The organism is Microcystis sp. LE18-22.4A, from assembly GCF_027531105.1.
GTDB lineage: Bacteria > Cyanobacteriota > Cyanobacteriia > Cyanobacteriales > Microcystaceae > Microcystis > Microcystis aeruginosa.
The window spans coordinates 1-24892 of the sequence record NZ_JAPZRB010000244.1 but is presented as its reverse complement, the minus strand read 5'-3'; the positions used below and the strand labels follow the sequence as shown (position 1 = coordinate 24892).

Annotated in this window: 17 protein-coding genes and 1 pseudogene; 12 read left to right on the top strand and 6 right to left on the bottom strand. The window is 39.4% G+C overall.

What is annotated here, in order from left to right; genetic code table 11:
* Window positions 1-255 (bottom strand): DUF3782 domain-containing protein (locus O9295_RS11305; RefSeq protein WP_288032995.1); only part of this gene is annotated, 255 nt, incomplete at its 3' end.
* Window positions 256-511: 256 nt separating this feature from the next.
* Here O9295_RS11305 and O9295_RS11300 point away from each other — a divergent pair.
* Window positions 512-1204 carry a PEP-CTERM sorting domain-containing protein gene (locus O9295_RS11300; protein WP_288032994.1) on the top strand — a complete coding sequence of 231 codons (693 nt, stop codon included), beginning with the start codon at window positions 512-514 and terminating at the stop codon, window positions 1202-1204.
* A gap of 486 nt (window positions 1205-1690) precedes the next feature.
* On the opposite strand, the pseudogene O9295_RS11295 reads toward O9295_RS11300, so the two are convergent.
* Window positions 1691-1825 (bottom strand): annotated as a pseudogene (locus tag O9295_RS11295) (lipoyl(octanoyl) transferase LipB); the annotation flags it as partial.
* 486 nt (window positions 1826-2311) lie between these two features.
* Between O9295_RS11295 and hpf the strand changes: the two are divergent.
* Window positions 2312-2911, top strand: coding sequence for a ribosome hibernation-promoting factor, HPF/YfiA family (gene hpf, locus O9295_RS11290; RefSeq protein WP_147070251.1), 600 nt, complete (start codon window positions 2312-2314; stop codon window positions 2909-2911).
* 58 nt (window positions 2912-2969) lie between these two features.
* On the opposite strand, the gene O9295_RS11285 is transcribed toward hpf, so the two are convergent.
* Both O9295_RS11285 and O9295_RS11280 read right to left on the bottom strand, forming a co-directional pair.
* On the bottom strand, window positions 2970-3380 hold the full coding sequence (locus O9295_RS11285) for an Hsp20/alpha crystallin family protein (protein WP_288032993.1): 411 nt from the start codon (window positions 3378-3380) through the stop codon (window positions 2970-2972).
* Between the two features lie 321 nt (window positions 3381-3701).
* Entirely contained in the window at window positions 3702-4343 is a 642-nt protein-coding gene (locus O9295_RS11280; protein ID WP_147070256.1) for an L-threonylcarbamoyladenylate synthase, read from the bottom strand.
* Here O9295_RS11280 and larC point away from each other — a divergent pair.
* The gene (larC, locus tag O9295_RS11275) at window positions 4320-5576 is read left to right on the top strand and encodes a nickel pincer cofactor biosynthesis protein LarC (RefSeq protein ID WP_288032992.1); all 1257 of its coding nucleotides are present in this window, start codon (window positions 4320-4322) and stop codon (window positions 5574-5576) included. The two genes, O9295_RS11280 and larC, sit on opposite strands and share 24 nt — an antisense overlap.
* Before the next feature lie 34 nt (window positions 5577-5610).
* On the opposite strand, the gene O9295_RS11270 is transcribed toward larC, so the two are convergent.
* Window positions 5611-6063, bottom strand: a complete 453-nt coding sequence (locus tag O9295_RS11270) for a DUF29 domain-containing protein (protein ID WP_288032991.1) — start codon at window positions 6061-6063, stop codon at window positions 5611-5613.
* A 326-nt stretch (window positions 6064-6389) separates the two neighbouring features.
* Here O9295_RS11270 and O9295_RS11265 point away from each other — a divergent pair, with 326 nt between their 5' ends.
* The 8 genes from O9295_RS11265 to O9295_RS11230 all read left to right on the top strand — a co-directional run bounded on the left by O9295_RS11265 (window position 6390) and on the right by O9295_RS11230 (window position 24032).
* A complete protein-coding gene (locus tag O9295_RS11265; RefSeq protein ID WP_288032990.1) occupies window positions 6390-10358 on the top strand; it encodes a hypothetical protein in 3969 nt (1322 codons plus the stop codon).
* 49 nt (window positions 10359-10407) lie between these two features.
* Complete coding sequence (locus tag O9295_RS11260; RefSeq protein WP_288032989.1) at window positions 10408-13278, top strand: LamG-like jellyroll fold domain-containing protein; 2871 nt, start codon at window positions 10408-10410, stop codon at window positions 13276-13278.
* Between the two features lie 91 nt (window positions 13279-13369).
* Window positions 13370-14017 carry a hypothetical protein gene (locus O9295_RS11255; RefSeq protein WP_002758911.1) on the top strand — a complete coding sequence of 216 codons (648 nt, stop codon included), beginning with the start codon at window positions 13370-13372 and terminating at the stop codon, window positions 14015-14017.
* A gap of 160 nt (window positions 14018-14177) precedes the next feature.
* Window positions 14178-14789 carry a Uma2 family endonuclease gene (locus tag O9295_RS11250; RefSeq protein WP_002758908.1) on the top strand — a complete coding sequence of 204 codons (612 nt, stop codon included), beginning with the start codon at window positions 14178-14180 and terminating at the stop codon, window positions 14787-14789.
* 17 nt (window positions 14790-14806) lie between these two features.
* The gene (locus O9295_RS11245; protein WP_288032988.1) at window positions 14807-15418 is read left to right on the top strand and encodes a Uma2 family endonuclease; all 612 of its coding nucleotides are present in this window, start codon (window positions 14807-14809) and stop codon (window positions 15416-15418) included.
* Between the two features lie 62 nt (window positions 15419-15480).
* Entirely contained in the window at window positions 15481-17733 is a 2253-nt protein-coding gene (locus tag O9295_RS11240) for an MBL fold metallo-hydrolase (RefSeq protein WP_288032987.1), read from the top strand.
* Window positions 17734-17777: 44 nt separating this feature from the next.
* Entirely contained in the window at window positions 17778-22106 is a 4329-nt protein-coding gene (locus tag O9295_RS11235; RefSeq protein ID WP_288032985.1) for a DUF6603 domain-containing protein, read from the top strand.
* 21 nt (window positions 22107-22127) lie between these two features.
* Window positions 22128-24032 (top strand): hypothetical protein, encoded by a 1905-nt coding sequence (locus O9295_RS11230; protein ID WP_288032984.1) that lies wholly within the window; start codon window positions 22128-22130, stop codon window positions 24030-24032.
* 316 nt (window positions 24033-24348) lie between these two features.
* On the opposite strand, the gene O9295_RS27820 is transcribed toward O9295_RS11230, so the two are convergent.
* A complete protein-coding gene (locus O9295_RS27820; RefSeq protein ID WP_502846498.1) occupies window positions 24349-24762 on the bottom strand; it encodes a calcium-binding protein in 414 nt (137 codons plus the stop codon).
* An 84-nt stretch (window positions 24763-24846) separates the two neighbouring features.
* Here O9295_RS27820 and O9295_RS27365 point away from each other — a divergent pair.
* A partial coding sequence (locus O9295_RS27365) for a helix-turn-helix domain-containing protein (RefSeq protein WP_353737100.1) occupies window positions 24847-24892 on the top strand: 46 nt, incomplete at its 3' end.

The window sequence follows — 24892 nt, the reverse complement described above, 5'->3', positions numbered from 1 at the left end:
AACTTCCATACCAAAGCGTTGTCTGAGAATCGTTTCCATTGAGGGAAGGGCAAGTCCTTCGGTAAAGCTGCCGAATTTGGCACCGAGTCCCCCAATTTGCTGACCTAATTCTTTGAGTTGTTTGTCAGTTTTCTTCTGTTGCTGACTAACTTCCTTCAATAGTAGGTCAGTCTCCTTCAGTTGTTTGTCGGTTTCTTTTTGAGCAGTCGCTAATTCGGCTAAGAGTCGCCATACGTCTTCGGATGTAGTTGCCACAGCTAATTTTTTCTCTCTGATTTAGTCTATTGCTATTTTACTGAATTTTGCCGATTCATGAAGAAGATAGTGCTTTTGCCTTTGAGTAAGAGAGCGATAAGTAGGGCGTGTTACGCTGTCGCTAACATACCTTTATTTTTATAAGTAACTTAGAGTATTTTTAAGATTTGATAAGTTTAACGGCAAGAGCTTGACATCTACAGACAAAAATGCTATTATAGCAACCGAAAGGCCATTTTTTAGGAAGCATTTAGTTATGACATTAGCAAAACTAATTGATTGTCGGGGGGGAGGCAAGAATAGCTTATCAAAATTAGCCATCGCTTCCTCTGCCATTGCTTTTAGCACTCTAGCAATATCACCAGTTCAAGCTGCTCAGCTAATTATTCCCAACACAACTGTTTTAGGGACTAATGTTTTTTCTGGGCCAACTTTCACGGTTTCTCAAAACTTTCTCCCGTCAGACACCTTAAGTGTTAATGTGTCTGGAACAGTAGATCTCTATTTTGGACAATTTACTACTAATGCCGCAGGTGTTATTGTCTCACCCTCATTAACACATACGGGAAATAGTCCGGGACAAGTTTTCGCCGGTCCAGGAGGTCGACCATCTGGTTCTCTACTCATTGGTAATAACACACTGGGATTTTTTCGCCTATTCCCAGCTAATGCCGCTAATGGTTTCGGCAATGCCAATCCACCAACAAATTTATCATTGTCTGGTGTGCCTTTATCCAGTATCTTTACAAATGTAGGCTTTACGGGTATTGCTAATAACACTGTTCTTGAGTTTCGTGTCAATGATAGTGATGTCAATACTAATAGCGGTAAATTTGTCATTGCCTCAACCCCTGAACCTAGCACAATTTTAGGCTTAGGTTTATTAGGATTTGGTGCTTTCTGCCAGCGCAAACTATCTCAAGAAAAGAAGTCAAAACAGGACAATTGAGTTGAGAACTTTGGGGTTTATTTCAACAATTGATCCCCCCTTAATTCCCCCTTAATAAGCGGGAGCATCTCACCTTTGTAACCCCTAAATCAGGTTTTATGTCAAGCTATTTTGAAAGCCTTGCTAGAAACCAGTTTTAGGGACAAGTATAATTACTCGCTTGCATAAATGAGACGCTCCCCTTCTCGTGTCCCCTAGGTCTGCATACTGTAATTCTTGGGCTGCCCATTTCTCCATTTTTTTGCTTACCTCCACCTTAATTCCTTGTTTCAAAACTATAGCTATCAATCGTTTCCCCTTTTTTTAAGTTTCTTCTCTTTTTGTTAAGAAAGAGCTGACTAATGGATAGGGTATAAACGGGGGCTGTTCCAGTATTAAGTGGGTGGGTGGAATTAAATATAAGATGAACGTAGGTTGGGTTGAAGCATGAAACCCAACGCCGGCTCATGTTACGCTACCGCTAACCCATCCTACAAATAATTGTGCCTCCCTACTTAGCAGGATATCAGGTAAGTCGGGATTAGCAATTCTCGCCCCACCAGCGATCGCTGTTGCCAAAGAATAGGGCGTAATTGCCCGAATTTTTAGCCCACAGAGACGAGGTATTTTTTGAGCATTCATGGCGAGATTTGTCAAATTATTTAAGAAATGTGAAGGAGCGCAAAGGAAAATTAAAAGAAGGGAAGATATAGATGTTGGGGAGAATACTAAGTGCTAATCTAAGGTTATCCCATCTATTCCGAGGTTAACCGTCGAACAGGAGAAACAATCACCGGATTCCCTTGCTGGCGGCAAAAATCAGTTTCTTTAAATGAAAGTTAACAGAACTTCGCATTTCTGTTAAGAGAAGGTTTAAAGAAACTTGTTAGAATAGAGGTAGATAAATCCAGTTGCAAATAGGCGCTCGACCCGATGAATTTTCCGCGCGATCCGACAAAAAAAAGAGAACGAGAACACCGACAATATCTAGACTGTGACCTCTAATTGACTTTCAATCAACAGCGCGATCGAGCAGTTTTTTTGAGGATTAAATTCCTGGCATCAACATCCCTTAAAAATAGTTGATGTGGGCAGTCCATAGCAAAATTTTTAGATGGAGTAGTGAGTATGAAGCTATTGATTCAGGGCAATAATATCGCTGTCACCGAACCTATTCATGATTATGTGGAACAAAAGCTGGAGAAAGCGGTGAAACATTTTAACGGCATAACCACAAAGGTCGATGTTCACCTCTCCGTGGAAAAGAATGCACGCATTCCCGATCGCCACAAAGCGGAGGTAACGGTTTATGCTAATGGAACAGTGATTCGCGCTCAAGAAGGAAGCGAAAATTTGTACGCGAGTATTGATTTAGTTTCTGATAAAATCGCTCGTCAACTCCGCAAGTATAAAGAAAGATTGGTGGATCATCGCACCAACGCCCCCGTTAAAACTAGCGAGGTGGTGCAAGAGAAACCCTTAGATGATAGCCTAATTGGTGATCGCACTCCCGAATTACCTGCGGAAGTAGTGCGGATGAAATACTTTGCCATGCCACCGATGACTATTGAGGAAGCGCTAACACAATTGCAATTAGTCGATCACGATTTCTATATGTTCTGCAACAAAGACACTAACGAAATCAACGTTATCTATCAACGCAATCACGGCGGTTTTGGTGTTATTCAGCCCCGTCCCGTCAACCTAAATGGCAAAGAATCCAATTAACAGTTAGCGACCACAAATAAAACTAAAGACTGGAGAAATTCTCCAGTCTTTTTCTCATCTAACCAAGATTAACTTTAACCACTTTATTTTTTTCTGCCGCCGCTTTCGGGAGGGTGAGATAAAGAATACCGTCTTGATAGTTAGCGGTAACTTGGCTATTTTGCACCTCTACTGGCAGGGTAATCAAGCGACTAAATTTACCATAATAAAATTCGCTGTTTTTTACCTCGGCAGCGCATTCACGTTGCCCATTAATAGCCACCATTTGCTTGCTAACCTCCACATCGATATCTTTAATATCCACACCGGGTAATTCGATTTTTAATTCCACGGAATCCTCGTTAACGGAGATTTCCACCGGGGGACGAGATACCAATGAAGTTGTCGGTAATACTTCTTGAAAAAGTTGATCGATTTGACGTTGGACAGAATTAATTTCTAGGAAGGGAGAATAAAGAGCGAAAGCCATAGTAATAATTTCCTTGAGAGGTTTTCTCTGACTGCGATTACCTCTATCTTAAGCAACTAACTTGGCTTACACAAGGCGGTTTTCAGGAAATAAAAAGTCGCAATAACCGATACAGTTATCAGTTATCAGTTATCAGTTATCAGTTATCAGTGGGAAGTTGTGGGGTGTGGGGTGTGGGGTGTGGGGTGTGGGGTGTGGGGTGTGGGGTGTGGGGTGTGGGGTGTGGGGTGTGGGGTGTGGGAAGAATAAATAAAAATAATCTCCTATCTCCTATCTCCTATCTCCTGAATACTGACTCCCGACTCCTGCCCCCTGCCTTCGTTAAAACCATTGTTGTAATTCCGGCCAACCCAAACCCTGACGCACAATCTCCGGTTGATCGCCGGTAAAATCAACAATTGTTGACACTTCCGAACCGGGAGCCGAACCATCTTCGATAATTAAATCAACTATATGATCGAGGGCATCGAATAACCTAGCGGATTCTAATCCCTTGGTGGGAAAATCCCCCTCCTGATCGGGAAGATGGGCAGAACTAGAGATAATGGGATTTTCTAGGGTTTCGAGAATAGTGCGACAGATAACGTGATCGGGAACCCGGATACCGGTGGTTTTCCGCTTCGGATTCATCACCACTTTCGGCACTAATTTAGTCGCCGGTAAGAGAAAAGTGTAAGGACCGGGTATGACTCGTCGCATAATCTTATAGGCATAATCGCTGACCACTGCGTACTCGGAAATATTCGACAAAGAAGAACAGAGAAACGTCAAGGGTTTATCATTAGATAGTTGCTTGATTTGGCGAACTCGTTCGACGGCAGATTTCACATTGAGATCGCAACCGATCGCATAGACAGTATCGGTAGGATAAAGCATAATTGCCCCATTTTTAAGGGCATGACAGATTTCTTGGATAGAACGTTGCTGGGGATTTTCGGGATGGAGAGAGTAAATAGTAGCCATGATAGCAAAATCGTCGCCTATTGGGATTGTCCCACGGGAATCGCCGGGGATATGTGTTTAGGGGCATTAGTAGATTTAGGAGTCCCCCTAGAATACCTGATTGCACAACTAAAAACTTTAGGAATCGAGGATGAATATCAGTTAAGGGCCGAAAAAGTGCATCGTCGCGGTCAAATTGCTACTAAGGTTCACGTCGATGTCACTGCCGAGAAGTCCGATTATCATCACCACCATCACCATCATACCCCCGCTCGCCATTTACCGGAGATCGAAAATTTAATTAAACAGGCAAATTTACCCCAGAAAGTCCGAGAATGGAGTTTAGCGGTTTTTCAACAACTTGCGATCGCAGAAGGAGCCGTTCACGGGATCGCACCGGAAAAGGTGCATTTTCACGAAGTCGGAGCAACCGATGCCATTGTTGATATCGTCGGGACTTGTTTGGGTTTGGATTGGCTATCGGTGAGTGAATTATACTGTTCTTCTCTACCCACTGGCGGCGGTACAGTTCAGGCCGCCCATGGTCGTTTACCGGTTCCCGTGCCAGCAGTAGTACAATTGTTAAGTAATCGACAAGTACCAATTTATAGTAATGGCATCGAAGCGGAGTTAGTAACACCCACGGGGGCAGCTATTGTGACAACTTTAGCTAAAAGTTTCGGTAAACCGCCGAAAATGCAGTTAGAAAAGGTCGGTTTAGGAGCAGGGACAAAAGATTTACCGATTCCCAATCTTGTCCGGCTTTGGTTAGGGAAAAAAACACCAGAAAAGCTAGATGAAAGGGAAACCGTGGCAGTTTTAGAAACTCAAATTGATGACTTAAATCCGCAAGCGATCGCCTACTTAAGTGAGTCTTTATTACAAGTGGGTGCCTTGGATGTATTTAGTCAAGCAATTAATATGAAAAAATCTCGTTTAGGGATACTCTTGACAGTAATTTGTGACTTGGATAAAATTGCTATTTGTGAAAATATGATCTTTCAGGAAACCACAACTTTAGGCATTAGAAGGACAATTCAAGAGCGATCGATCTTAAAAAGAGAGATACAATCGATCGATACTGTCTATGGTAAAATTCGGCTAAAAGTTGCCTACAAAGAGTCAATTAATCAACCGATTACCGTACAACCAGAATACGAAGATTGTGCCGCTATTGCCCGTCAGCATCATCTACCTTGGCGATTTGTTCATCAAATGGCCTTAGCTATTTGGCAAGAAAAAAATCAGTCTTGACAGCCGGGCAATTTTATCATAAAACTGCTATTGTTCAAAAGCTATTTCCAGGAAAATAATCCCAATTTAAAACCTGTTCTTGGCTAAAAGGACAATCAACTGGAAAAGTTTCTTTTGGTAAATTAGTTTCATTTACCGTCCCTCGCACTGCTTTTTGATAACATTCTGCGAAAATATCGGCTAAATAGGGTTTTAAGCTGGGACTATCCCTAAAAATAAGCTCTAATTGTTCTCTTTGCTCATCAATGGTATTTATCCAGCTATTAGTTCGTTTTTTTGGTTGATATTGCCATTTAAGTAAGTGCATCAAGAGAACTTTTAAACGACTGAATATCTCCCGTCTATTATTACGTACCATATCGGATATTTCTTCGATTAAGTTATCTAAATCGAGTGCCTCTAAATTGCCCTTTTTTAAGTGATTTACGGTTTGCTCAAGCCACAAATTAAAATCAGTTTCATAAAGCTGAGATAATTGATTTTTCATGTCGATGTGGGATTTTTAAAGGGAAACTCGCTGCCAAAATTGGTCGTTACTTGCGATTTTATCACTCAATCTTGGCTCTTGGGGGGTTTAACCCTCCACCCTCCCCCGCACATTAGCTTTTCGGTGGGACGCTTACACGCGGTTGTCATACATTTATAACAGTTTAAGAGTGACTGATAATTGCTGATTGTCGGTATTTCTGCCAAGGTGAGATGCACCCGAAAAAATAAATCTGATTTGTGAATAAAAACTGAATATTTTAACATTAGAAAACTAAACCTGTTATAATCGGGGCAAAAATAAATGCTTGTAATCCTAATGAGAACATGGTCAATAGTATTTTAATGATTCCTGTTCATTTGGATGCTCTCTATCTGAAAAGAGATCGCCTAGTTGTAGAGGCGATGGCAGATTTGAGCATAATTCCTTATTTTAATCAAAAAAGAGACGTAAATCCGAATATTGCTCATATCAGCGAGGAGATTGTTTCCCAACCCTTTCAAAATCAAAATCTTTACCTGAAAGCAGGAATCCATTTACATTGGGCGTTACCCGATGCTTTAACAAAAGGGATTCAAGATAGCGATAAAAAGACAGTTTTCCCATCAGTTCCTAATCGCTGGTTAGTAACACGCACTCTTAACGGCAAAAAACGTCAATGGGTAGTGGAGAGTGATTATCTTTATCGGGAAGGAGAAGGGGAGCAGTTAGGTAGTATTGCTTATCCCATTGAGATAAAAAATGGTAATGGTAATCATCAACCATTTCGCTATTTAGGTCGCAAACTGCCTATAGAAGCTTGGTTAGAAAATGATCCCAAGGCTGAATACTTAGCCTTATTAACTGCCGTAGGTTATGGTGAACCGACTTTTGCGGCTTTTTATCCCAATTGTCACAGCGTTTTTGGATTTTATGATGATTATTCTCCTGAAAATACTGATGGGTTACAGTATGATGTGATTGCGTGGTATAGTGACCTAGAAAAGGATTATTTCAATCAATTCATCAAATCAAAATCTCAATTAACTACACAAGAATTAATCAAAGCGATACAAGAAGAATTCAAGTGGGACATTCCCGTTAAAAGCAATGAACAAATACCTCAAAGAATGCTCTGCTATGCCCGCTTAAAGTTTGCTTCTTCAACCAATACAGAGAGAGAAATTTCGGTAGAAGTGGCTGTAGGAAATACGGGAACGGAGGCATTATCTGCTTATTTAGGTCAAAAAATTGACAACAATTCTCAATCTATTATTGAAGATCAATTAGAAGCTTTAACCCTATCTTCTAGTCTAGAACATCGGCAGTTGGATCTAACGGCTAAGTTTGAGGAAGCACGCCATGAAAAAGGGTTTAATGCGGTCTCATCTGGCACAATATGGACAATTACTTTAGGAAGCACAAACACTACAACAGCAAATGCTGAAGATGCTCAAGCTCAGAGCGAAGTTACTTTACCCGATAATATAGCTCCTAAACTGAATCAGCTTAATCTATCTCAACAGAAATATGACTGCACTTGCGATGAAATTGAGTCAATGCGTCGGCAACTCTTTTCTGATTGGTATAAGTATATGTTAAGTGCTTATCCCCCCCAAGGTAGCACCGCTCAGTATCCTGATATTGATGAAGTTAAATATTATATTCAGGAGAAGGGAATTAAACCTTTAAAGGCAAAACTGAATGATCTAGAGAATTATAAAAAGTTATTGAATGAATCTTTAACTCAATTACAACAGGCGATCACTCAAGCAAATATTACCCAGTGTAACTTAAAAGTTAGTGATATTTTAGATTGGGAAAAATTGATTAATCAGTTAGAACAGGAAACAACAGAGCCGATTAAAATAATTAAGCAGTTAATCCCAGATTTGGCCAGTAAAATTGCAGGGAAAAATCAAGGAGAAATTATAGCTACCTTGAATTTAATTTTGACTAGAAGAGATTTTTACCAAGAAAATGTATTCAAGACGATTCCTCAAGGATTATTACCGAACAAACCCGATTTAATTAATTGTACTGAAGAAGAATTAGTCCGTTGGAATCGTCTGCTTTTAGAAGTTTCTTTCCCTCAACTAATTTTAAAAGCTCCACCACCTTACACCCTGAAACCTATTGCCAGTTCCCGTTATTGGCAACCAACAGAACCGGTTATCTTGATGGCGGGGGAAGGGGTAAAACCCACCATTCGCCATGGACAAGATGGAAGATTGAGGGATGATGGACTGTTAGAATGTGAGATTTTACAACAGGAAGAGGACATTTTTCTCAATGGATTTTCGTCTATTCTCGGTAAAATTGATCAGATAGAAAACAATAAAAAAGGGGAACATATTGGCTTTAACACTTGGGAAGAACAACCTTGTCATCCGTTTTTACTAGAGTGGGAGGTAGAAGTTTTTCCCCTCCAAAATGGCTGTAATCATGGCATCTATAATCATCAATATGATGCTGAGTTTATTACGGGTAATTATACCTTGAAAGAAAACGAGCCAGAGCTTTCTTTACAGTACGGAAAGGGGGCTGTTCTTAAAGCTGCTAATGTTTATAGTGGTCGGAGTATTTTAACACCCCATGCCGGAATTAAGCTTAAGGAAAAAATAGAAGTTTATTTAAAGAAACAATTACCTGATGAGGCTAAAGAATATTACGAACTCAACCTGTCTGAACAAGAAGAAGCTTACCAAAAAAGAATCCAAGATTGGTATAAGGACAAACCAAATTCTTTGACCAACTTAGACCAACAAGAAAAGATTCAAGCCATTCAAGCTTGGTATGAGCAAAAACCCTGTTATGATCCTAGTAATCCTAATTTAATTTTCACTAATCTACTCTCGGATCAAAAAGCTAAAGACCCCATTTATACTGCCATTAGAGCTTATCAAAATCTTTTAAGCCTAAATTGTCTATCTCAAGCTTTAGGAGGGTTTAACGAGGCTTTATTGATGCACAAACAGACGTTACAGTTACCTATTGCTGATCCTTTAGGATTTAATGATTATCAGCCTTTTACAGATGAAATAAAAGAAATGGTACAACAAAGTGTCCGTAGTGCGCCAGAACCTTTAAATGATTTTAACCCAATTCGCTCAGGGGTAATGAAGATTTTGCGGTTACGGTTGGTGGATACTTTTGGACAGGTGAAGGATTTAGATATTAGAAATATTATCACTCCTGAACAGATGACGACTCCGGGCAGTCCCTATCTGATATCTTTACCTCCTCGTTTGGTACAACCAGCGCGCATTAATTTCCGTTGGTTATCTGCAATTGAAGGGGAACAGGAAATGAATAGTCATCCAGCTACTACTCCTATTTGTGGCTGGATATTGCCTAATAATTTAGATAATAGTCTCGCTATCTATGATAATCAGGGTAAGGCTTTGGGTTCGATTAATCAATTAGCAAAATGGGAAGCTGCGCCGGGGGAAAATACGGTTATCCCCTTTGATAAAATTGATGATCATTTACAAAAAGTGATTAACTATATTATTAAGCAGGGGGCAGAATTTTTGTCTAATTTTATTTCGGCTTTAGATAGTGGTTTAGAAAACATTGATCCCGAAAACTCAGCGCAAAATCAAGGTTTAGCACTGTTAATGGGACGACCTATTGCCGTAGTCAGAGCTTCTTTAAATTTGGAATTAGAGGGACTTCCAGCTATTAACCAAGATTGGGGGGTATTTTGGCAAGATTTAAGACGTAATTTCCGAGAAACGGATGGCTTTGAAAAGGTCAAGTTTCCAATTCGTTTAGGGGAATATAAACAGTTAAATGATGGTTTATTAGGTTATTGGTTGGAAGGGGATAATGGAAGTCTCAAGGATATATTTTATGCCCCTCAAAGTGATTTAGAGGGAATTAATCATCCTGCTATTAAATTTCATAATGCTAATAATCCTTGGCACATTGATCTTAATGTAAAAGATCCTCCTACCCTGTTAACCATGCTTATAGATCCCAGAGGAAAAGTTCACGCAACTACCGGAATTTTACCGACGAAATCGATTGATATTCCCCCGGATCAATATCAACAAGCGTTAGAGAAAATAGAAATTACTTTCTTCTCTGCTCCTATCTTGACAGATTATGGTAAAATTAATTTAGTTTTACCTGATGAAGTTGGTTATCAGTGGTCATGGTTAGAGAAAGAAAAGGAACAATGGTCAACTGCTGATAAAATAGGTCAAACTAATGTTAATGCGATCTTCTCTGGCAAGCAAGAAATTCGAGAGGGATGGTTAAAGTTAAGCCTAAAAAAAGAGCCACCAAACCCTAATAGTCCTAATCCCTAATTTTATTCAAGATTCACCCGCTAATTTTTTAAACCAAGGAGTATCAATTATGAGTAACGCAAGCAATGACTTAGTTTTACATCTAAAACTAGATACCATTATCCCCGATGCAGACAATCAAAGAGTTCGTAGTGCTTTTTTAAGCGAGAATGTTTCAGCTTTAAGTGAGAATATTTCGGCTTCTACTGAGAGCCAATATAGTGTTCATGGTAGTCCCCAAGTTGTGAGTGATGAACATTTTGGCAGTTGTTTCATTTTTGATGGAAGACAAGACTATATAGAAATTCCTAATTCAGAGGACATTAACTTTGCAACTAATCAAGATTTTACCGTTGCCAGTTGGATAAAAATAGCCAAAGAACAACCATTTAAAACCAATGGTGACAACGATATTATTGAAAAATGGAATGGTAGTGGAGGTTATCCCTATGTCATCAGATATATTCCTGATAACCAAACAATCTGTGCGGCAAGATATGATGGTTCTAATAATCCCTCTATCACCACCACAACTAAACTTAATAGTGAGCAATTTTATCACATTGCTTTTGTGAAAGAAGGTAGCAAGTTACGGCTTTATTTAGATGGACATGAAGAAAATAGTACGGATGATACAACCCAATCTCAAACACAAAATGATTCACCTCTTTATCTAGCACGTAGAGGAGGAAGCAATGAAGCTTATGCTAACTATTTTGCGGGAACAATTGCTCATCTCCGCATCTATAATAAGGCATTATTCCCAGAAGAAATTAAACAGGATATGAATGATGATTTAACTGCGATCACCGCTTTTAATCTTGCCTATCCTCTTGATTTTAATTTATATGAAGGAGAGGATCAAGAGTCAGTTATCTTTATTGAAAATGATACTAAGGGAGAAGAACTGGTTTTTGAAATTCAAAATGATACAGAACAAGAGATTAATTTACCAGCAAAAAGTGGAGCAGTTACTCAAAATAATTATCATTTTGAATTAAGATTTAGACCTGATACTCTATCGCCTAAATCTTTACAGCAATTGGCTTTAAAACCCCAAAGTAATTGGAGTATGAGTTCTCCTGTTACTCAAGCAGATGGGATAGTTTCTCTCTATTTCTTAACAACTAATACTACTTTATCAGCTAATGAGGTCGTTACTTTAACCCTGCCAAACGTCAGTGCTTCAGCAGCGGGAGGGGCGAGAACAACCAGAGTTGAGTTTTTATGTCCAGAGTTTACTTATCAAGGAGAGACTTTAACTCATTATTATCGAGAAAAAAAACTCAGCGTTATCGATCATCGAGGGAAGAAAAATATTCCGCTTCATGTCAGTTTTGTAGGCTCTAATCGGATTTTGAATGATGGCACAACGACAAATAAGTTAACTTTGCGAATTGTTAATGTATTAAAAGATAAATCTATTCCTTTGATTCCAGATAGTAAGGGGGATCAAGCTTCTAAGTTTATTATCTCTTTTGATGTTCAAGAAGCAAATCAAAATAAGGATTGGGCTTTGGGAACCACAAGTCAGGTACAAGGAATAGGGATTCAAGGAAAAGATTTTCGACTGAGGGCAAGACATATAGAGGAGTGGAAAATTGTTAAAGAGACTCAAGGAGAATCGCCAACTTGGACAATAACTAATCAAAATGAAGAAAACGTTGAGTTACGACAGGAACAGGGTATTGAATTAACAATTAACAATATCATTTCTTCTCTTCCTTCCGGTCAGACCAATCTTTATATACGCTATGAAAATATTCCGGGTTATTGGGATGGAACTTTTATTTGCACCATAGAGAAAATGCCCATTTTATATAAGGAAGGTAATGTAGGGATTGGTATCAGCGACCCAGGGAAATTCAAATTAAACGTACAGGGAGGCGATCTCAATGTTAGCGGCACAATTTACCGAGGTGGAAATCCTCTGATTTATGAAAATTATGAGATTTATTTAAGAGGTTCTGCTTTTGACTCTCCCGAAGGAAATAATACGTTTTTAAAAATTGCTAATGTTGCAATTACTATGACTAATAACAGGGGATTAAATACAGTTATTCTTCGTCCTGATGGTAGTTATAAAAAAGGCACTTCTCATGATATTTTTGCCGATAAAAGTTATTGGAATGATTGGGCAAATTGGATTAATGATCAAAACAATGTTGCTAATGGTGATGTTGTTGCAGTAGCTAGTTGGGATGCTATAAGGAATGCTCCTAGAGGTGGAGCTGCAGAAACTTTATTGACCTCCATTAAGGCTTTCAGGGCTTTTGAGGCAGAAAAAGGTGAATTTCCTGAGCGTTCTCCCTATGTTCTCTTATTTGTCAAAGGACGAGCGGGAGCAATGGAAGTCTGTCAACCCCATAAAGGACTTAATGCTCATCTGAAAACAACTTACTATGAACTGTTGAATTATGGTAATACTTCAGTCGTTTTAAGGGGAATGATTATAATGTGGGCTGGGGATGTCAATCAAATTCCTGTTGGTTGGGCTTTATGTGATGGCCAGAATGGTACACCCGATTTGCGAGATCGGTTTATAGTAGGTGCAGGATCTAACTATGGAGTTAAGACTACTGGGGGTCAGGCTACTGTAACCCTAACCGAAGCACAAATGCCTCCTCACAGACATACTGGAACAGCAGAAAGTAGTCAGCACCGGCATATCATCCCAACGGATAGTGGTGGTGGTGGAGAAGGTTGGGGGCAGGAGAGAATGATACAAGCAAATGTTTATAACAATGCAAATAATTGGGCTAATGCAAACAGCTACGCCTATACATACGGAGACCCTGTGGCACAATGGACTCCTAATTCAGCACCGACTGGGGGAAAGGGGGAACATACTCATAACTTGGCTATCAATCAAAGTGGTGCTGGACAAGCACATAACAACATCCCACCCTATTATGCGTTAGCCTATATTATGAAGCTATAGCCTTTTATTTTGCTCCAAATTAGCTAAAAAATGATGGAACATAAAAAGCGATCGCCTCCCATCCCACCCCCAATTCTCAGAGGAATTTCTTATGATACAGACTTACCCTATTTCTAAAACTATTACCACTCTAGAAGCTCTTGAACAAAAGTTTAAATTATCTCCTACAGATAATGAGCTATTCTTTCAGGAATGGCAACAGGACTTACCTGAACTAACGGATCAAGAAAAAGAAACCCTAGAGCAAATTAAAAGACGGTTTTTACGTCATAGAAAACGAGTTTCTCTCACCGAAGGAGTTATCAATCAATTACTCATTTCTCCTTTACTGACATTAGCGGGTTTATATGATGAACCTTTCTATGTCACCACGGAAGCAAGTGTTGAGCTAGAAATAGAAGAAGAGGAGGAAATCTTACGGGGGAGAATAGATACTTTAATTATTGCTCCACAACTGTGGGTGTTAATCATTGAGTCTAAATCTACCATTGCTTTTCCCGTTGCATTACCGCAAATAATGACTTACATGATGGCAAATCCTAACCCTCAAATACCGGTCTACGGTTTGATAGGTAACGGTGATGAATTTATGTTTATTAAAATGCTGACTCAAGGCGTTCCTCAATATGACTTTTCTAACATTTTTTCCCTGCTTTTACCCCGGAGAAATCAGTTAGAGGATATATTGCAAATTCTCAAACAAATTGCTAAAATTATGATCATAAATATGACGGGGTAAATCGGGAAAACTTGTTAAGCGATCGCCTCCAATTCACCCCCCACCCTAAGAGGATGATTAACCATGACATTATTGAATTACTTTTAAAAGCTCGTCAAAGTGTTTCCGCAGCACAAGTATTACTCGATATTCTTAGTGAAATTACAAGAGGTAATCAATCATGATCCTGCAAACAGAAAAAAAATACTATACCCCCGAAGAATACTTAACTTTAGAGGAAAAAGCAACAGACAAACATGAATACCGAGATGGAGAAATTGTAGTTATGCCGGGAGGGACAACGAATCATAATCAAATTGCAGGGAATTTTTACAAGCGATTTCCTCTCAACATTCAAAAACAAGATTACTATGTTTATATGAATGATGTCCGCTTGTGGATACCTCAATATCGTCTTTATACCTATCCTGATGTGATGGTTATTAAGGGAAAACCTATCTATGAAGGAAAAGGGATAACTAATGTAACAAATCCTTTAATTATTGTCGAAGTTCTTTCTCGCTCAACCAGAGATTATGATCTGCTTCGCAGCGCCGTAGGCGTTCGGACAGATAAATTTGAATTTTATCGTTCTATTCCCGAGTTTCAAGAATATATTTTAATTGATCAATATCGCTTTTATGCAACTCAATATTTTAAGCAGGGGGATGGTAAATGGATTTTTAGTGATTATAAAGGAGAAGAATCTCTGTTAAAATTGGCTTCAGATGAGTTTGAAATTTCCTTGAAAGATTTGTATGCAAGAGTTGATTTTGAATTAGATGAAGGGTAAAATAGGAGACTTTATTTATGATTCAATTATTACCAAAATTAATCACCTTTGATGAGTTTATCGAATGGCTACCGGAAAATCGCCATTATGAATTACATGAAGGAATAATTATCGAGATGCAACCCACAGGACAACATGAGGATATTACTAGCTTTCTTACCCAAGAATTAACCTTAGAATACCTGAGGATGAATTTACCCTATCGCATTCCGCCGAAAGCTTTAGTTAAGTTAAAGGATAAGGAAACGGGTTATAATCCAGATTTGTTACTAATTAATCGTCAAAATCTGATCAATGAGCCATTATGGGAGAAAAAATCAACTCTTATTAATGGGGAATCTATTCCTTTAGTCATTGAAGTTGTTAGTAGTAATTGGCGGGATGATTATGGTTATAAATTAGTTGATTATGAGGCGATGGGTATTAAGGAATATTGGATTGTAGATTATTTAGGCATAGGTGGAGTGCGTTTTATTGGACAGCCAAAACAACCGACTCTTTCTATTTATCAACTGATCGATGGGGAGTATCAAGTACAACAATTTAGGGGAAAGGATTTAATTAATAAGTCTTTAATTTTTCCTGAGTTAAGTTTAACGGCTGAACAAGTTTTTCAAGGGCAAAAGTAAATTAGTGATCGCCTAATAGATTCGTTTAAACCAATGTTAAATTAACAGAAAAGAGGAACAAGATGCCTTGGGAACTGGAAATCCATCACATCGATCTTCAAAGATCAGGAGATTCAACCATTGTCGTTGCCCGCAACAACGGCAATATTCAGAAAACTGTCTTGATTGATGGAGGAAAAGCTGGATCAGCAGATATTATTCATAACTACTTAACTACAACTATCGGTGTTGATCGAGTTGATGTTATTATCGTTACCCACTACGACGAAGATCACTTTGCAGGGATTCACACTTTGCTAAACGAACAAGGAACAAACCTGTATGATAACTCCATTATTTACGATCTTGGTGAACCTCCTAATGATGACAAGTATTTTAGAAGAAAAACCAGAACAAAAAGAAGAAAACCCAGAACAAAAATACGAGCAGATGGTACTCCTGTAACTTATCATAATCAGCCAGACACTGACTATACAAAATATATTGATGCTATAGCAACAAAACCCAATATAATACGAGCTACGCAATCTGTTAATAGTTTGGATATTGTTCGGTATGATGTTAATAATCTAGCTACAATTCCCTATCCTCCTGACGCTTATCTTAATCATTTAGTACCCTACTGGCTCGTGGGTAAAGAACTAATGTGGGGCAACGGAGGTGATGGACTCAATGGTCGTCCTGCTTTTAATTCGGTAGTCCCCGCTAATGCTCCAACGATAACTTGCATTGCGGCGAATAAATACGTTTTACAAAATGATGGCGGTTTTCGTTATGTTTCAGAATTGTCTATTTTTGATGGTCCTACCAGAATGTCTGATGCTACAATTGCCGATCAGGAAAATAACGATGATAATGCTAAGAGTATTGGACTTTTAATTCAATTTAATAATTTTAAATACTATGTTGCTGGAGATTTAACCCAGTTTCAAGAGGATGGTTGTCGTAATCATAACGCTGTTGAGACACCTTTGCAGCCAGGTGTAAGAGACAGAGTAAACAATGCCAATAATATGGCAGGGCGAGTTCTAGCCATGAAAACGAGTCATCATGGTGCTCAGACCTCCTCTTCTAGGATTTTCATCAACCAGTTGCGTCCGAGTGCAGCAATTCTTTCTACCTCAGAACCTAACCGAAGATATAGCCATCCAGCAGCGCGTACCGTAAATATTCTTGATGGTTATCCAGAGATTCCCATTCTTTCGACCAATGATGTTTATCATGAACATCCTCCCACACCACCCCCACCCCCTCAACGTCCTATCCGTTACTATTTAACTGGATATCAAAACCCTAATAATAATCCACCTACAGGATACGGAGGTGACGCTTCAGAGACAGCAGGTAATCCATCTGTGGCTCCTCCAGCCCCTGGGCATATTAAGTTAACTATTACAGAAAATCAATCCCTGCGACCCCCTCAAGGACAAATTTATCGAGGTATAAAAGCAGCAACCCAACATACTGCTCAAGCTGTTGGGATAGCCTTAACACTACAACAAATTGACACAATTGCCGATAAAGGGACTGTCTATGGGACTGCTGTTGCCGTTGCCATCGCAGTCGGCGCACTTCAAGATGCGGCTACCAGGGCATTAGACTATACCGCTTGGGTTGGTTTGGACACTAACAATGTTGGTATTATTGCAACGGCTTTACAGACACGCAATGGGGGGGGAAATGCCAATGCTGTAAGTACGGCAGCCGCTCAAGTAGATGGAGGACACAGAATTGGTTTTTTGGGTAACGGCGCTGCTGAAGCAATTGGAGCAGCCATGACTGGTAGTAATGCAAATGCTATCAGTCAGGCCGCCACTTTAGCAGGGGCAACCCCAAATGCGGCAAATGCAGCCGGTCATGCCGCTGCAACGGTCTATAATACCACGAATATGAATCCTGATGATGCTGGCTATGCTGTTGCTGCGGCTATGGGTGCTGTTGCAGGAGGAGCAACTGTAGCTCAGGGGTCGGCGATCGCTGCGGCTATTGCGGCGACTGTGGCCGTTGTTGATGCGGCAACAACAGCACGGGTAACGACTAAGGCAGCGATCGCCGCGGGAATGGCTAACAATCTAGCGGCTCTTGCTGGAGCAGTCGCTGCTGCTTCCTATTATGAAGGAGTCCCTCATGAAGTTTTCAAAGGAGTACTGGCGGCTCTCCAAGCAGCTAATTTTCCTGATCCATTACCTACGAATCAGGCTAATGCAGCTGAGATATCAGCTACTATTCCTGCCAATGATTTGTTCAATCTTCAGTTTCAATGCAGGGGTGATATGGGGCAAACTAAAAACTATAATATTGCTCACTGTTATTAATCAGCTAAGACCTCTTTAAACTGCTCATTCTCTTGGTTCAGCTAATGGAAAACATTACCACTTTAAGCGCACTCAAGCAGCAACTTGATCAACAAACCCAGGAGGGGAATCTCGTACTAACAACCGATAATAGTGCTTCACAGCAGTTTACTGAGTTTTTAGCTAGTTTACCGAATCGGCAAATTGCTCTGTCTCAGGTTAGTTCTACCCTCAACAATACTGCTCAAACGCTAACATTGACAGGTAGTGCTAATGAAGATTGGTTGATTCGAGGCACGGAAAACGAAATCTTTCATCTGTCCCAAATTGTCTTAATTTATACCCAAGTCAGTGGGATATTTAAGGCTACTTTAAACCTTGAAGGGACTTTAACCGTAGGACAAATCACGATTACCTTAACGGGTTTGCTGGCAGAAGGCAATCAGATTAACTGTCAAATCAAGCAACCATCATCAGTGAATACTATTGGATTAGTAGAAATTGCTGATTTGATTAGTCATAATCAACTGGCAGCCTATTTACCTGCTGAAGTGGATCTATTTGTTGGTCAAGTCCCCCTAACAGCCTTTAATTTTTCCTTTGGGTTTGCTCGCTATACTCTGACTCGCTTTACTTTTACCTCCGACCTTAATGTCTCTTGGCCAATAGTTGATAAGCTTGCCAGTTTAGAAAGAGTTGGCATTACATTGACTTCTGAGCATGGTTTTAGAGCCGGATCGGGTTTTCGGTCTTCAATTGGGGGCAATATCCACGCCTATCTATTGATTGAGCAAGAATACGAAGTTTCTTTAGCGTTACAAGGACAATATAACTGGGAAATTGAGATTATTCCAGCCAATGGTAATATACTACCCGGATTAGCTACCTTAGCTCGATTAATAGGAGGAGAAAGTTTAGAAAAAAGTGTTGCCACTGGCTTGAAAACCATAGGATTAGACGCGATCGCTATTGATGGGGTCTATTTAAAGGTAGATTTGAAAGCAAAAACCTTACGAGCAGTTGCTATACAGGGTCATATTACTATTGAAGAAATAACTTTCAGCATTGAGGCTTATTTACCTAATTTTGAATTTCATGGTCGTCTTTCTCCCAATACTCCTATTCATCTAAAATCTCTTATTAATAAGTATTTTGTTGTTACTGATAGTTTTCCTGAGATTAATATTACTGCTCTCAATATTGGGGCGCAACCAGGACTAGGAAAATACAGTTTATATGCCTCAATTATGAGCGACTGGACGTTAAAAATTGGAGATATTAATCTAGTCTTTAAAGAATTTGATCTTCAGATTACAAAACAAGTAGGGGAAACCACTGGCTCAATTCGAGGGGTATTAGAGTTAGCAGGAGTAGAATTATATACAAGTGCTGAATATTTAGCATTTGGAGGTGGTTGGGATTTTTATTCCAGCACAGAAGATAATAAAGAAATGCCCATAGGTGAACTGATTAATAATTTGGCTCAACTTTTTGGCGAAATTGTTTTACCCACAGCCATTGTAGAGTTAAAAATTCTTAATTTTCATGTTTCCTTTAATACCAACAGCAAAAACTTTACCTTTGCCTGCGAGTCCAAATTTCCCATTAATAATCAACAAGTAGATATTACAGTCAATATTAATATCACTCGACAACAAGACGGCTCTTATAAAAAACACTTTGATGGACATATCACTATTGGGAGCTTAAAATTTGCCCTCATTTTCGATACTGACCAAACCTCTACCAAATTCCTCGCCGCTTACCATAATGACCAGACGATAAAAATTAAAGACCTGATTGGTTATATTGATTCTCAGTTAAAAGATGATATACCAGAAGGACTAGAAATCAGCCTAAAAGATGCCCTATTTGCCTATTCTAAACAACAAACCTTAACTAACTTTCTCTTTGGTTTAAATATTGATGGTGGCATTAACCTCTCTAACCTACCCCTAGTCGGACAAGAATTTCCTCCCAATCAAACCCTGAAAATTTCCCTACAAATCTTAGCAACTAAAGCTGATTTTACAGCCCCAGAATTACAAGCCTTAAACACTTTATATACCGACGGAGGCATTAAACTACCCACCACCGATATTAACCAACGTCTCGACCTTATCCCCTCGCTTCAATTCGGAAGCGAAATCCAACAATTAGAACTCCCCATCACCATCAATAAACAGACGGGTCAAATAGAAGGAACAACCCCCCCACGGGATAATAACCTTTCTCCCCCAGTCGTCACCCCTTCCTCTACTCCCACCCCAATTAGTGATAGTACCAAATGGTTTACACTGCAAAAAAGCTTGGGTCCCGTCCACTTTCAAAGAATTGGTCTGAAATACCAAGACTCAAAAATCTGGGTTTTATTAGATGCTAGTCTTAACCTAGCCGGACTTTCCCTCTCCCTCGATGGACTTGCCGTTAACTCCCCCCTCAATCAATTTGACCCCAAATTTGACCTTAAAGGCATCGGCATCGACTACAAAGGCAGCGACACCCTAGAAATCGGTGGCGCATTCCTCAGAACCCAAGTTACCCGAGATGGAAAAACCTACGACGAATACAACGGGGCCGCCGTTATCAAATTTAACGTCAAAGGCAAAGCCCTCAAACTTTCCGCCATCGGTTCCTATGCTTATGTTGATGGGCATCCCTCCCTCTTTATCTACGCCCTCCTCGACTATCCCATCGGTGGCCCCTCCTTCTTCTTCGTCACCGGATTAGCCGCCGGCTTTGGCTATAACCGCGCCCTCAAAGTCCCCACCATTGACCAAGTTGCCACCTTCCCCCTCGTCGCCGAAGCGGTTAACCCTCCTCCGGCTGAGGGTTCTAACTCAGACCAAGCCGCCCGACTCACAGGAGAACTAACCAAACTCCGAGACTATATCCCCCCCGAAACTGGGCAAATATTCCTCGCCATCGGCATTAAATTCACCTCTTTTAAACTAATTGATTCTTTTCTCCTGCTTACCGTCGCTTTTGGTAATCGTTTTGAACTTAATATACTTGGTTTAGCCACCCTCATCGCCCCCCCAAATGTAGGCGCAGGAGTCCCCCCAGTTGCCGAGGTACAACTAGCCCTCAAAGCCAGTTTTCTGCCCGCCGAAGGATTTATCGGCGTTATTGCCCAACTTACTCCTAACTCTTATATCCTTTCTCAAGCTTGTCATCTCACCGGAGGATTTGCCTTTTATGGCTGGTTTGCCCCTAACGTCCATGAGGGAGATTTTGTCCTCACTTTAGGGGGTTATCATCCCCTCTTTAAAGTCCCAGACCATTACCCGAAAGTACCTCGCCTTGGGCTTAATTGGCAAGTTAGCAGTGAACTTTACCTCAAAGCAGATGCTTATTTTGCCTTGACTCCTTCCGCTATCATGGCCGGGGGACACCTCCAAGCTACTTGGAATAGTGGTCCTCTGAGCGCTTGGTTCAACGCCGGGGCAGATTTTCTCATGTCTTGGAAACCCTATCACTATGATATTTCTATCTATATTGATATGGGAGTGTCCTATACTTTCCACTTTTTTGGAACCCATCATATTACTGTTCAATTAGGGGCAGATTTACACATCTGGGGACCCGAATTTACAGGGATTGCCCATATTCATCTTTGGATTATTTCCTTTGATGTGCGCTTTGGTAGCAGTGCCTCGCAAGCACCCACAGCCATTCAATGGAAAGAATTTAAAACCTCTTTTCTCCCTGCTGATGATGCTATTTGTAGTATTACTGTTCAAGAGGGTTTAGTCAGAAAAGTTAATCAAGATGATAAAACAGATTTAGGGATCATTAATCCTAAAGATTTCTGCTTAGTCACTAATTCAGTCATTCCCATTAAAACTTGTCATGTTAATCTTAATACTCAGGGAATTAATACCCAATTTGGCATTGGCCCCATGGCGGTCACTCCTGGTCAATTAACCTCAACCTTAACGATTAGTGTAACGAGAGATGGCAAGTCTCTAAGTTCAGCAGAATTTGACGAATATTTTGCTTGTAGTCCCCTATTTAAAAAAGTTCCCGTCGCACTTTGGGGCGAATCTTTAACCCCTAGTTTGAATGGTAATCAATTTATTGAAAATACCCTATCTGGATTAGAAATTAAACCTAAAAAACAACCAGATACAGGAGCAACCAAAGCCATTAATCGCAGTGAATTACAATTTAGCCCTGTTTCGATTGATAATGCTTATCATTGGCAGACAATTGGCACTTTTCAGGAGGAAACCACTAAAGATATTAGTAGCACTATTGTAGATAACGCCGTCAAAAACTCTAGAGAAAATTTACTAAAAGCACTCAATTTAAACAGTGAAGAAATTGATCTCAGTGCAACAATTGCCGACAATTTATTAGGTTCACCTAAAATTGGAGTTTTAGTTAATTAATTATTATTAAAGGAGTCAAAAATGCCAGAAACCACCACAACTGAACCCACTAAAATTGAATTTATTCAGTATCATCAACCAGCTTTAAAAGATGGTGACTATGAAATTACTGTTACACAAACCATAGAAAGTGGAGCAAAAATACCTAGAACTACTTTTACAACAGATATTACAACAAACCAGAAAACTAAACCTATTCGTTTTACTGTATCAGGAGAACGCTTTGAATTAAAACCTACAGACATCCACGCTGTATTTCCCCCTGATGGTAGCTTAGGGGAACATTCCAATGTTTTACCCCATATTATCCTAAACCGTAGTACCTTACCTTGGGAACGTCAATCTGTTAGTAATAATAATGATACTGCTTGGTTAGCTTTATTATTATTTGAAGAAACAGAAAACCCCGAATCCAAAATTATTACCCTAGAAACCTTAAAAGATATTAATATTTATACTGCTAAATTTCCTAATTTTAGCCTAGAAAGTGGACAACATGAAGACGATAAAGTAATAATTATTGATGTCCAGAAACAGTTATTAGAAAAAATTTTACCCACTAAAGAAGACTTAACTTATCTTGCTCATGTTCGTCAAGGAACAGATGAGCAAGGAAAATTAATCGGCGATGAATTAGCCGTTATTATTTGTAATAGACTTCCTCAAAAAAGTGGCAGAAGTATCGTCCATCTGGTTTCTTTAGAAGGACGTTATAATAATAACGGTTTTGATTTTCAGGGAGCAGGAGATAATGATAAGATTCGTTTAGTTAGCCTAAAAAGTTGGAGTTTTTCTTGTATTGATGAAAAGCAAAGTTTTCAAGGACTTTTGACCCATCTTAACCGAGAACCTAGTACCCTAAGATTGCCACAAGTTAATAATACTGAAGCCGAAAAATATCTATCTATGGGTTATGTTCCCCTACCCCATTTTTTACGACAAGGAGGGAAAACCTTCTCTTGGTATCATAGTCCTTTAATCACAGGAAACAACCCTAACAATAACATCACCTTACCCATTCGTACCGCAGATGAATTAATCATATATAATCCTGATAATGGTATGTTTGATGTTTCATACTCTGCTGCTTGGGAATTAGGAAGATTACTCGCTTTACAGAGTAAAAATTTATCCGTTAGTCTCTATAATTGGAAACGCACTCATAGACAAAGCTTACAAAATATCGAAACTCATTTACCTGTTTATAATCAACCTAATACAGAACTTCCTGAGAGTATTTATAATTGGTTTGAAGATTTAAGTCTTCTTAAAGGTGTACCCTTTAATTATCTCGTTCCCGATGAACTTATGTTACCTGTAGAATCAATTCGTTTCTTCTATCTTGATTCCCTTTGGATAGAATGCTTATTAGATGGAGCATTTAGTATTGGTCGAGTAACTACATCAGATCATAAACATGATCAAGAAAATAAAACAAATCTTGCTGTTAACAATTACCCCACAGTAACTGGTTTTTTACTCCGTTCAGATGTGGTGTCAGGTTGGCCAAGTTTACTCGTTGATGGTTATAATGAAGTTGTTAATAATGATCAACCTGTTGATGAAGACAAGAAGATTGAATTACTACGGATGGAACGTCTTTCTGCTAATGTTTTAATTTGTTTATTTAAGGGGGAGATCAAAACGGTAGATATTCACCAAAAACCAGAAACCTTACATTTTGGACTAGACTGGGATGATGAGAATAAAACCTTTTACAAAAAATTAAAAAACTTAGATGGTCAGCAAATTGACAAAAAGGTTGATAATATTCCTTGGAAAGATTCAGAAAAAAGAGTTATAGATATCAATTCACTTACTGACAGGATTAAAGAACAAGTGGACAATAGTAGCTCATTTACCTCTGCACAATTGGCCTTAGAGATGATTGAAGGAGTAGAAAAAGTGAGATTTATTGGTTCTTAAAAACCTATTAAGTAGGTAGGCGTTAAAAATTATCAGATCCCCCCCTTATTAAGGGGGGATTAAGGGGGGATCGAACCTAAAATCCATTTTTAATTTAATTATAACCAGCTACTTATAGCGTTTCTCGCATCTGTGCGGCACACTTAAACCTTTGCTGATTAAGCTGTTCAGGATCGGGAATGTACCTCTTGTGAATCAGAAACGCTATATCTCCAAATGTTGATTATTATTTGCGGAACAATAAAAGCACAAGCACAGAAAACGGGTTTCTTAAAGAAACTCGTTTTCTTTATAGAAACCAACCTACGAGGCGATGCTAAACAAATTGAAAGTAAGAACTGTTTAACGAAATGCTGGTGTTATCTTGAACGACTCCAATTAAGTCACCTCCTTGATAGATGGCTGTATCTAAAGCAGAAGTACCAGCCCGATTTTCCCACGATAGGCGAAGTGAACCAGTATTCTTAATTTGAATACGGTCTAGTATGCCGACATATTCAACAATAAGGGCATAACCACTACCTTGATAATAGTTGCCAGCACCGCTACCTAGCACAAAAATGTCCGATCCAGCCCCCCCAACTAAAGTGTCATACTCATTGCTGTTAAAAGATCGAGATGTAGAGCCGGTTAAGCGATCATTACCATTACCACCACTCAGATAATCATTTCCTAATCCCCCTAATAAGGTATCATTTCCCGATTCTCCCCATAAAGTGTCATCGAAAATTTGGGTCTGAAACCCCGTCGTTCTACGACGGCTTTACTGTTAAATATGAGCATCGTTTACGAAATATATGCTAAAATGTGAGACATGGAAAAAGCCTATTCGTTTCGATTTTACCCAACACCCGAACAAG

Excerpts from the sequence above, each read along its gene's own strand:
- O9295_RS11300 (WP_288032994.1), top strand. The coding sequence starts at position 512 with ATGACATTAGCAAAACTAATTGATTGTCGGGGGGGAGGCAAGAATAGC.
- hpf (WP_147070251.1), top strand. The coding sequence starts at position 2,312 with ATGAAGCTATTGATTCAGGGCAATAATATCGCTGTCACCGAACCTATT.
- O9295_RS11285 (WP_288032993.1), bottom strand. The coding sequence starts at position 3,380 with ATGGCTTTCGCTCTTTATTCTCCCTTCCTAGAAATTAATTCTGTCCAA.
- larC (WP_288032992.1), top strand. The coding sequence starts at position 4,320 with ATGGAGAGAGTAAATAGTAGCCATGATAGCAAAATCGTCGCCTATTGG.
- O9295_RS11280 (WP_147070256.1), bottom strand. The coding sequence starts at position 4,343 with ATGGCTACTATTTACTCTCTCCATCCCGAAAATCCCCAGCAACGTTCT.
- O9295_RS11270 (WP_288032991.1), bottom strand. The coding sequence starts at position 6,063 with ATGAAAAATCAATTATCTCAGCTTTATGAAACTGATTTTAATTTGTGG.
- O9295_RS11265 (WP_288032990.1), top strand. The coding sequence starts at position 6,390 with ATGGTCAATAGTATTTTAATGATTCCTGTTCATTTGGATGCTCTCTAT.
- O9295_RS11260 (WP_288032989.1), top strand. The coding sequence starts at position 10,408 with ATGAGTAACGCAAGCAATGACTTAGTTTTACATCTAAAACTAGATACC.
- O9295_RS11255 (WP_002758911.1), top strand. The coding sequence starts at position 13,370 with ATGATACAGACTTACCCTATTTCTAAAACTATTACCACTCTAGAAGCT.
- O9295_RS11250 (WP_002758908.1), top strand. The coding sequence starts at position 14,178 with ATGATCCTGCAAACAGAAAAAAAATACTATACCCCCGAAGAATACTTA.
- O9295_RS11245 (WP_288032988.1), top strand. The coding sequence starts at position 14,807 with ATGATTCAATTATTACCAAAATTAATCACCTTTGATGAGTTTATCGAA.
- O9295_RS11240 (WP_288032987.1), top strand. The coding sequence starts at position 15,481 with ATGCCTTGGGAACTGGAAATCCATCACATCGATCTTCAAAGATCAGGA.
- O9295_RS11235 (WP_288032985.1), top strand. The coding sequence starts at position 17,778 with ATGGAAAACATTACCACTTTAAGCGCACTCAAGCAGCAACTTGATCAA.
- O9295_RS11230 (WP_288032984.1), top strand. The coding sequence starts at position 22,128 with ATGCCAGAAACCACCACAACTGAACCCACTAAAATTGAATTTATTCAG.